Annotated in this window: 10 protein-coding genes and 1 pseudogene; 7 read left to right on the forward strand and 4 right to left on the reverse strand. The window is 73.6% G+C overall.

Annotated elements, in window-relative coordinates; genetic code table 11:
• Positions 1 to 627: hypothetical protein (locus tag UW392_RS34610; RefSeq protein ID WP_320779164.1), on the reverse strand; the 627-nt coding region annotated here is incomplete at its 3' end.
• An 84-nt stretch (positions 628 to 711) separates the two neighbouring features.
• On the opposite strand from UW392_RS34610, the gene dapE reads away from it, so the two are divergent.
• On the forward strand, positions 712 to 1791 hold the full coding sequence (gene dapE, locus UW392_RS34615) for a succinyl-diaminopimelate desuccinylase (protein WP_320779165.1): 1080 nt from the start codon (positions 712 to 714) through the stop codon (positions 1789 to 1791).
• Between the two features lie 110 nt (positions 1792 to 1901).
• Complete coding sequence (locus UW392_RS34620) at positions 1902 to 2660, forward strand: TIGR00730 family Rossman fold protein (RefSeq protein WP_320779166.1); 759 nt, start codon at positions 1902 to 1904, stop codon at positions 2658 to 2660.
• Positions 2661 to 2672: 12 nt separating this feature from the next.
• Here UW392_RS34620 and folP read toward each other — a convergent pair whose 3' ends face one another.
• Positions 2673 to 3533, reverse strand: coding sequence for a dihydropteroate synthase (folP, locus tag UW392_RS34625; RefSeq protein WP_320779167.1), 861 nt, complete (start codon positions 3531 to 3533; stop codon positions 2673 to 2675).
• Between the two features lie 148 nt (positions 3534 to 3681).
• Here folP and UW392_RS34630 point away from each other — a divergent pair.
• Positions 3682 to 3996, forward strand: a pseudogene (locus UW392_RS34630) (DivIVA domain-containing protein); the annotation flags it as partial.
• Between the two features lie 278 nt (positions 3997 to 4274).
• The gene (locus UW392_RS34635) at positions 4275 to 4859 is read left to right on the forward strand and encodes a DNA-3-methyladenine glycosylase I (protein ID WP_320779168.1); all 585 of its coding nucleotides are present in this window, start codon (positions 4275 to 4277) and stop codon (positions 4857 to 4859) included.
• A gap of 16 nt (positions 4860 to 4875) precedes the next feature.
• Here UW392_RS34635 and UW392_RS34640 read toward each other — a convergent pair whose 3' ends face one another.
• Complete coding sequence (locus tag UW392_RS34640) at positions 4876 to 5679, reverse strand: enoyl-CoA hydratase/isomerase family protein (RefSeq protein ID WP_320779170.1); 804 nt, start codon at positions 5677 to 5679, stop codon at positions 4876 to 4878.
• Positions 5680 to 6054: 375 nt separating this feature from the next.
• Here UW392_RS34640 and UW392_RS34645 point away from each other — a divergent pair, with 375 nt between their 5' ends.
• Positions 6055 to 6222 carry a DUF3117 domain-containing protein gene (locus UW392_RS34645; protein ID WP_003966491.1) on the forward strand — a complete coding sequence of 56 codons (168 nt, stop codon included), beginning with the start codon at positions 6055 to 6057 and terminating at the stop codon, positions 6220 to 6222.
• Between the two features lie 137 nt (positions 6223 to 6359).
• Here the strand turns inward: UW392_RS34645 and UW392_RS34650 are convergent, their stop codons facing one another.
• Positions 6360 to 7058, reverse strand: a complete 699-nt coding sequence (locus tag UW392_RS34650; RefSeq protein WP_320779171.1) for an O-methyltransferase — start codon at positions 7056 to 7058, stop codon at positions 6360 to 6362.
• A gap of 175 nt (positions 7059 to 7233) precedes the next feature.
• On the opposite strand from UW392_RS34650, the gene sigE reads away from it, so the two are divergent.
• Positions 7234 to 7944: an RNA polymerase sigma factor SigE gene (sigE, locus tag UW392_RS34655; RefSeq protein ID WP_320779172.1), complete on the forward strand. Its 711-nt coding sequence runs from the start codon at positions 7234 to 7236 to the stop codon at positions 7942 to 7944.
• Positions 7941 to 8924 carry an anti-sigma factor family protein gene (locus UW392_RS34660; protein ID WP_320779169.1) on the forward strand — a complete coding sequence of 328 codons (984 nt, stop codon included), beginning with the start codon at positions 7941 to 7943 and terminating at the stop codon, positions 8922 to 8924. The genes sigE and UW392_RS34660 overlap by 4 nt, the downstream gene beginning before the upstream one ends.
• Positions 8925 to 9332 lie beyond the last annotated feature (408 nt).

Below are 9332 nucleotides of genomic sequence, written 5' to 3' on the forward strand. Positions count from 1 at the left end.
CTCCAGCGCGGCCCGCACCGCCCGCGCACCGCTCGCCCCGGTGGCGCCGGGGCGGCCCGAGCAGGTCAGCGTGGCCGCGGAGCGCCCCGTGAGCGCCGCGGCCAGCAGCGTGGCGTCCGGCTCGTGTTTGGCGTACGCCTCCGGGAAACCGCTGCGCTGCACCCGCTGGGCGGCCACCGTCAGCGGCAGCCGCGTGTAGCCGGGCACGTCGGACAGCTGCTCGTAGAACCTCCCCGCCGCGTAGGTCGGGTCCATGATCTGCTCCGGCGTGCCCCAGCCCTGCGAGGGGCGCTGCTGGAACAGGCCGAGCGAGTCCCGGTCGCCGTGCCGGATGTTGTGCAGCGCCGACTCCTGGAGCGCGGTCGCCAGAGCGATGGTCACCGCCCTTTCGGGCAGCCCGCGCGCCGTGCCGACGGCCGTGACGGTCGCGGCGTTCACCGCCTGCTCCGGCGTGAACGCGTACCGCTCGCCGCCGTCCGCGGAGACGACCGCGCAGCCGGCCCCGCCCGGACCCGCGGTGAGGTACTGGACCGCGAGATAGCCGGCCAGCGCGGTCAGCACCACGAGGGCCGCCCCGGTACGGAAGAGGCGGCCGCGGCGCTTGCGGAGGGAGGAGGGGTACGACACGGGGTACAAGGTACTGGAGGGCAGGATCAGGGACGTATCAGGCACGAGCGATGCCCCGAAGGGCATGAGGTTAGGGTCGACTCCATGGCCGACACCCCGCTTGACCTCACCCTCGACGCCGCCGAGCTGACCGCGCGACTGGTCGACTTCCCCTCCGTCAGCGGCTCCGAGAAGCCGCTCGCCGACGCGATCGAGCACGCGCTGCGCGCCCTGCCGCACCTGACGGTGGAGCGGTACGGCAACAACGTCCTGGCGCGGACCGGCCTGGGGCGCGACGAACGGGTGATCCTCGCCGGCCACATCGACACGGTGCCCATCGCGGACAACGTCCCCTCGCGCCTCGACGACGACGGCGTGCTGTGGGGCTGCGGCACCTGCGACATGAAGGCGGGCGTCGCGGTGCAGCTGCGCATCGCCGCCACCGTCCCGGCCCCCAACCGCGACCTGACCTTCGTCTTCTACGACAACGAGGAGGTCGCCGCCGACCTCAACGGCCTGAAGCACGTCGCCGAGGCGCGCCCCGAGTGGCTGGAGGGCGACTTCGCGGTCCTTCTGGAGCCCTCGGACGGCCAGGTCGAGGGCGGCTGCCAGGGCACGCTGCGGGTGCTGCTGAAGACCTCGGGCGAGCGCGCGCACTCCGCGCGGAGCTGGATGGGCTCCAACGCCATCCACGCCGCCGCCCCGATCCTCGCCCGCCTCGCCGCCTACGAGCCCCGGTGGCCGGTGATCGACGGCCTGGAGTACCGCGAGGGACTCAACGCCGTGGGCATCTCCGGGGGTGTGGCCGGCAACGTCATCCCCGACGAGTGCGTGGTCACCGTCAACTTCCGCTACGCGCCCGACCGCACCCCCGAGGAGGCCCTCGCCCACGTCCGCGAGGTCTTCGCGGAGTGCGGGGTGAGCGACTTCGTGGTCGACGACCACAGCGGAGCGGCCCGGCCGGGGCTCTCCCACCCGGCCGCCGCGGCGTTCATCGAGGCGGTCGGCGGCACCCCGCTGCCGAAGTACGGCTGGACGGACGTCTCCCGTTTCTCCGCGCTCGGCGTCCCCGCGGTCAACTACGGCCCCGGCAACCCCCATCTGGCCCACAAGCGCGACGAGCGCGTGGAGGTCGCCAAGGTCCTCGCGGGCGAGGAGCGGCTGCGGGCCTGGCTGACCGCGTGAGCGACGCGCTGGTTTGAGCGGCCGTACGGCGGACATGCTGAGGTCCCTCGTACGTAACCCGCGTAGACCTACGCTGAGGTGGAACGACCCGCACCGACGGAGGGAGCCCTGTGGCCACTGGCAATCCAGAGGGAAAGAAGCAGCCGCCGGACGAGCAGCGCCTCGGACCGGTCCTCCGCAGGCGGGACCAGGTCCAGGCGAGTACGACCGACCAGCGGCTGCTGGACGAGCGCGCGCCGACCGACTGGGTGCACACCGACCCCTGGCGGGTGCTGCGCATCCAGTCCGAGTTCATCGAGGGCTTCGGGACCCTCGCCGAACTGCCGCCCGCGATCAGCGTCTTCGGCTCCGCCCGCACCCCCTCGGACTCGCCGGAGTACGAGGCCGGGGTGCGGCTCGGCCGCGGCCTGGTGGACGCCGGGTTCGCGGTCATCACCGGCGGCGGCCCCGGCGCCATGGAGGCCGCCAACAAGGGCGCCTGCGAGGCGAGCGGCATCTCCGTGGGTCTCGGTATCGAGCTGCCCTTCGAACAGGGCCTCAACCCGTACGTCGACATCGGGCTCAACTTCCGCTACTTCTTCGTACGGAAGATGATGTTCGTGAAGTACGCGCAGGGCTTCGTGGTCCTGCCCGGCGGCCTCGGCACCCTCGACGAGCTGTTCGAGGCCCTCACCCTGGTGCAGACCCAGAAGGTGACCCGCTTCCCGATCGTGCTCTTCGGCACGGAGTACTGGGGCGGCCTCGTCGACTGGCTGACGAACACGCTGGTCGCCCAGGGCAAGGCGGCCGAGAAGGACCTGCTGCTGTTCCACGTGACCGACGACGTGGACGAGGCGGTCGCGCTGGTCTCCAAGGAGGCCGGGCGCTGACTTTCGTAGGGCTCAGGCGAGCCCGCGGCGGGCCACCGCGGGCGGGCGGTGGCCCGCGATGGACGCCACCATGTCCAGCACCTGCCGGGTCTCCGCCACCTCGTGCACCCGGTAGACCCGCGCGCCGAGCCAGGCGGAGACCGCCGTCGTCGCCAGCGTCCCCAGCAGGCGCTCCCGCACGGGCCTGTCGAGGGTCTCCCCGACGAAGTCCTTGTTGGACAGGGAGACCAGCACCGGCCAGCCCGTCGCCGCCATCTCGCCGAGCCGCCGGGTCGCCTCCAGGCTGTGCCGGGTGTTCTTGCCGAAGTCGTGCCCGGGGTCGATCAGGACCGACTCCCGGTCCACGCCGAGGGAGACCGCGCGCTCGGCGAGACCCACCGTCACGTCGAGGATGTCGGCCATGACGTCCTCGTACGTCACCCGGTGCGGACGGGTGCGCGGTTCGGCGCCCCCCGCGTGCGTGCAGACCAGGCCCACGCCGTAGCGGCCCGCGACCTCGGCCAGCTTCGGGTCGACCCCGCCCCACGCGTCGTTCAGCAGGTCGGCGCCGGCCTCGCAGACCGCCTCGCCGACCTCGTGCCGCCAGGTGTCCACGCTGATCACCACATCCGGGAAACGGCGCCGCACCTCGGCGACGAAGCCGACCGTCCGCCGCGCCTCCTCCTCGGCCGTCACCTCGTCGCCCGGACCGGCCTTCACCCCGCCGACGTCGATGATCGCGGCGCCCTCGGCCACGGCCCGCTCCACGCGCGCGAGCGCCTGCTCGTCGCCGAACGTGGCCCCCCGGTCGTAGAAGGAGTCCGGGGTCCGGTTCACGATCGCCATGATCACCGGCTCGTGCGCCCCGAACGCGCGCCTGCCCAGCCTGAGCATCCCCTGTGACTCCCTCTCCGACGTCCTGTGTGCCGCCCGCCTGCGGCCCCGGCTGTCAGACTCGCATGGCACGATCGACCTGACACATCCGAGTCCGGACGCAACCGGGTCCGGTCCATTCGATCATCCGACCGTGGGGGCCCCAGCGGTGGTTATGTTCCTGTTCCTGGTCGTCGCGCTCGCCGTGGTGGTCGCCGCGGTGACCCTCGCCGTGGTCGGCGGCGGCGACAGCGGCCCGCTGCCCGACGCGGCGCCCGAGCGGCTGGTGGACCCGCTGCCGGCCGAACGCCCGGTGGACCGCGCCGACGTGGAGAGCCTGCGCTTCCCGCTCGCCGTCCGCGGCTACCGCATGGCCGACGTCGACGACGCGCTCGGCCGCCTCGGCGCCGAACTCGCCGAACGCGACGCCCGCATCGCAGACCTGGAGACGGCCCTGTCGGGCGCCCGCAGGGAGGCGCGGCACGCGGAGACGGGGGAGCGTGGGCGGCCTGGGGTGCCGGGGGCTCCCGGGGCGTCGGGGGTGCCGGGGGCGCCGGGTGTGGCTGGGGTGTACGGGGCGCCGGGTGCGGGCGGGGCGTACGGGGTGCCTGGTGCGGGCGGGACTTCTGGTGCGGACGGCACGCCCGGTGCGGAGGGCACTTCCGGTCCGGAGGGCACTTCCGGTCCGGATGGAGCCTTCGGTGTGGACGGCGGCTCCGGGGTGTTCCGCAAGTCCGGTGGGCCCGGCCCGGAGGGTCGGCGTTGAGCGCCGGTGCCGCGGTCGCCGGGCCGGACGGCGCCCCGCGCTGCCCCTGGGCCCTGTCCACCGCCGACTACGTCGCGTACCACGACGAGGAGTGGGGCCGCCCGGTCCACGGCGACGACGCGCTGTTCGAGCGGCTCAGCCTGGAGGCCTTCCAGTCCGGCCTCTCCTGGATCACCATCCTGCGCCGCCGCCCCGGCTTCCGCGCCGCCTTCGCCGGGTTCGCCGTCACCGCGGTGGCCGCCTTCACCGACGCCGACCGGGAACGGCTGCTCGCCGACGCGGGCATCATCCGCAACCGCGCCAAGATCGACGCGACCCTCGCCAACGCCCGGGAGCTGGCCGGCTGGGCCCCGGGCGAGCTGGACGGGCTGATCTGGTCGTACGCCCCCGACCCGGCGGACCGGCCGGTGCCGGAGACCCTCGCCGACGTCCCGGCGGTCACCCCCGAGTCGACGGCGCTGTCCAAGGCCCTGAAGAAGCGTGGCCTGCGCTTCGTCGGCCCGACCACGGCCTACGCCCTGATGCAGGCCTGCGGCCTGGTCGACGACCACCTGGCGGAGTGCGTGGCCCGCCGGAGCTGACCGGGGGGCCGGTGCCTCACCGGCCCAGGTACTTCGGCTTCTCCTTGTCGACGAACGCCCGCACCGCGATGGCGTGGTCCTGCGAGGACCCCGCCCGCGTCTGCAGTTCGTCCTCCTTCTCCAGCGTCTCGGCCAGCGAGTGCGTCAGGCCGTACGCCATCGACTCCTTCAGCGCCGCGTACGCCACCGTCGGCCCCTCGGCCAGCGCCCGAGCCGTCCTCTCGGCCTCCGCGCGCAGCTCCGCGGCCGGCACGAGACGGTCGGCGATGCCCAGCTCGAACGCCTCCCGGGCGGTGATCGTGCGAGGGAAGAGCAGCAGGTCGGCGGCGCGGCCCGGCCCGACGACCCGCGGCAGCGTCCAGGAGACGCCGGAGTCGGCGGTGAGCGCCACGCCGGCGAACGAGGTGGTGAAGGACGCCGTCTCCGCGACGATCCGGTGGTCCGCGGCGAGCGCGAAACCGAGCCCGGCCCCCGCCGCCACCCCGTTGACGGCGGCGACCACGGGCTTCGGCGCCTCCACCAGCGCTCGCACGATCGGGTTGTAGTGCTCCCGCACGGTGCTCATCGTCCGGCCCTCGCCGGTCTCCCGGTCCTCGGCGAGCAGCCCGATGTGCTCCTTGAGGTCCTGGCCGACGCAGAACGCCCGGTCGCCGGCCGCGGTCAGCAGCACCGCGCGCACCGCGTCGTCGTCCGCGGCGGCCCGCGCCGCCTCCCGGAGGGCGACCTTGGTCTCGACGTTCAGCGCGTTCATCGCCCCGGGACGGTTCAGGGTGATCGTCGCGAGCCCGTCGCTCACCTCGTAGAGCACGGTGTCGGCCATGGCGTGTCCCTCCGCGTCGTCGCGTACGGACGTACCCGTCGGTACGTCCTTTCCGCAGGACAGCATGACGGAGATCACCGGGATCGGACCGCGGGTGAGGTGTGACCTGCGTCAAAGAATTCCGGTCCGTTTTCCTCCGCGGGAAGTGGGTGAGGGCGCGCAGTATCGCAGTCCCATCGCCGAATTGAGTGGTTTTGCTCGCGCGCGTTGCCCAAGCGATGCCGACCGATGTTGGTCATCGGGTCCTGCGATGCGGGATAATGGCCTGGAAGCAATGTGTTCGATGCCGGTGTCGCGTGCCCCGTTACGGGGCTGCGCGTGCCCTCGCGGGCCGTCGGCCTGGACGATGAACTGGTATCAGGAAGGGGAACGAGCATGGCGGCCATGAAGCCGCGGACGGGCGATGGCCCGCTCGAGGTGACCAAGGAGGGGCGGGGCATCGTCATGCGCGTTCCGCTCGAAGGCGGCGGTCGACTCGTGGTCGAGCTGACCCCTGACGAGGCCGACGCACTGGGCGACGCCCTCAAGAAGGTCGTCGGCTGACACACGAGCGACCATACCCGTCCGTTCGCCCCGGTACCGCACGCGGTACCGGGGCGAACGGCGTCCCGGCCGCCGAGCGCCGGGAAGCGCCGCGCCGGACCGGCCGCCGACCGCCGGGGAGCGCCGCGCCCGAGCCGCTACCGCTTCACCGCGCACAGCAGGCCCTCGCCCACCGGCAGCAGGGAAGGCACCAGCTCCTGGCTCTCCCGCACCGTGCGCAGCAACTCCCGCAGCCGCAGCACCTCGGTGGGCTGCGGACCGGAGTCGACGGTCCGGCCACCCGCGAAGACGCCCTCGAAGACGATCAGTCCGCCGGGCCGCAGCAGGCGCAACGATTCAGCGAGATAGTCGCAGTACTCCAGCCGGTCGCCGTCGCAGAAGACGAGGTCGTAACCGGCGTCCGCCAGCCGCGGCAGCACGTCCAGGGCCCGGCCCGGGATGAACCGCGCCCGGTTGCTGGCGAACCCCGAGGCCCGGAAGGCCTGGCGGGCGAACTGCTGGTGCTCCGGCTCCGGATCGACGGTCGTGAGCACACCGTCCGGCCGCATCCCGTGCAGCAGGTGGATACCGGAGACACCGCACCCGGTCCCGATCTCCGCGACGGCCTTGGCGTCCACGGCGGCGGCGAGCAACCGCAGCGCGGAGCCCGTGCCGGGCGTCACCGAGCGCAGGCCCGCGTCCAGGGCCCGGTCGCGGGCCCAGCGCAGCGCGTCGTCCTCGGCGACATAGGCGTCGGCGAACGCCCAGCTCGTCTGCCGGTTGCCGGTAATGACCCTCTCCTGTCCCCGTTGAAGCCTCGGCGTGACTGTATCCGTTGGCGTCGGGAACCCGCAGATGGGACCGGTCGTTTGAAGGGGCGGGGACGAGACGGCCGACCCGGGTCGGCCCGAATCAAATTCTCGTAAAACCGCTTATCCGGAGCTAACGGGCGAGGTGGCTATGGTAGGGACTCCACTGGACACCACCAGAGCCGACAGGGGAGGTGCGGCCGCGCCTGTGGATCGTGCGGGAGTGCTGCGGCGCTTCCTCGGATCGGCGGGCAGGCCGAAATCCGTGAACGACACCGCTGCTGACCACAGCCACGCCGCCGGCACCGCCGGCCAGGACCGCACCGCGACCTTCTCCACCGACGCGGACGCTCAGGCGTGGACTCCGCCCACCTGGGAGGAGATCGTCAGCACACACAGCGGCCGGGTGTACCGCCTCGCCTACCGCCTCACCGGCAACCAGCACGACGCCGAGGACCTCACCCAGGAGGTCTTCGTCCGCGTCTTCCGCTCCCTGTCGACGTACACGCCGGGCACCTTCGAGGGCTGGCTGCACCGCATCACGACCAACCTCTTCCTGGACATGGTCCGCCGCAAGCAGCGCATCCGCTTCGACGCCCTCGGCGACGACGCCGCCGAGCGGCTGCCCAGCCGGGAGCCCACCCCTCAGCAGGTCTTCAACGACGCGCACTTCGACGCCGACGTCCAGCAGGCGCTGGACACCCTCGCGCCCGAGTTCCGCGCCGCCGTCGTCCTGTGCGACATCGAGGGGCTGTCGTACGAGGAGATCGCCGCCACCCTGGGCGTCAAGCTCGGCACGGTGCGCTCGCGGATCCACCGCGGCCGCTCCCAGCTGCGCAAGGCCCTGGCGCACCGCTCGCCCGAGGCGCGTGCCGGGCGCCGCTCGTTCGTCGCCCGTGTTCCCGCACTGGGAGGAGGGGGCGCGAGCGCGTGAGTGGGTCACGGCCGAAAGGCGAGGGGCACCTCGCAGAGCAGCATCTGGGAGACCGACTCTCCGCCCTGGTGGACGGCGAGCTCGGTCATGACGCGCGTGAGCGCGTGCTGGCGCACGTGGCCACCTGCCACAAGTGCAAGGCGGAGGTCGACGCGCAGCGCCGGTTGAAGAACGTCTTCGCGGAGGCCGCGCCGCCGGCCCCGTCCGAGAGTTTCCTGGCCCGCCTCCAAGGGCTGCCCGCGGGCGACGACTCACCGCCGGGGGGCGACGGACCGCCGGCCGGACTGCCCGATCTGGCGGGGCGGTTCGGCGGCACCGGCGCCTTCGGCGTGAAGCGGGGCCCGCGGTTCGAGTTCGACTACGTCCCCTCCCGGTCGCACGCGTCCGTGCCGGCACCCGCCATGCTGGGCCGCGGCTTCCGCATACACGACGTCGGACGGCACGACGCCGAGCGGTCGGCGTCGCGCGGGCTGCGGTTCGCGTGGGCCGCCGCCGGAGCGGTGTCGCTCGCCGCGGTCGCCCTCGGCGGTGTCACGGCCGGGGTGCCGGACACCACCACGGAGGCCCGCGGCGCGTCCGGCACCGGGAGCAACGTCACGCCGGCCCGCACACAGGGCACCGGTTCGGCCACCGCCCCCGAGTCGCTGCGGCGCCGCGCGGCCGGCCCGCTGCTCGGACAGACCGACGCGCAGGGTTCGCTGGGCGGGACGCCCGTGGCCCCCACCGCGGTCTCCGCCCCGCTGCTGCCGGGTCTGCCGGCGCCCTCGGCGGGCCCCGACGACCCGGCCGGGCAGTCCCTGGCGGCGCCCGTCATGGCGGGAGCCGTCGCGATGTCCCCGCTGATACGTCCGTTCGACGCGGTGCCGCCGGTCTCCCTGACCTCCTGGCTCACGACGACGGAGGTCAACCCGCCCGGCCTGCTCACCGACGCCGTCCCCGACCCCTCCCCGGCCGCTTCCTCGCTGCCTTCCACCCCGTGACCGGCCTCCGCACGCGGGCGTCCCGACCTGATTGAATCCGTCAGGGCGCCCGGGGCGCCCGGGGCGCGGTGAGGCTGTGAGGAGAACATGAACGAGGGGAAGCCCGGTCCCTCCGGGGGCGACCAGGACTTCGAACTGGCCGAGCCCCGTCCGGCGCCGGTCAACCTGGAGAAGGCGGGCCCGGCGGCCGCGGACCTCGAAGCGGGGCGGAGCCCGACTCCGTACGATCCGAGCCTGTACGACACGCCGCCGTACGGGGAGCCGGGACCATGGGCCCCGGCACCGCCGTTCCAACACCCGACGCCGCCGCCGACGCCGACATCGCCGCCGCCGACTGCCGCGATTCCGGGTCCCGCCGCGCCGCCGACGGCCGCTGTGCCGCCGACGGTCGCGCCGCCGACGGCCGCT

The sequence above is a fragment of the Streptomyces sp. CRN 30 genome (assembly GCF_034105845.1).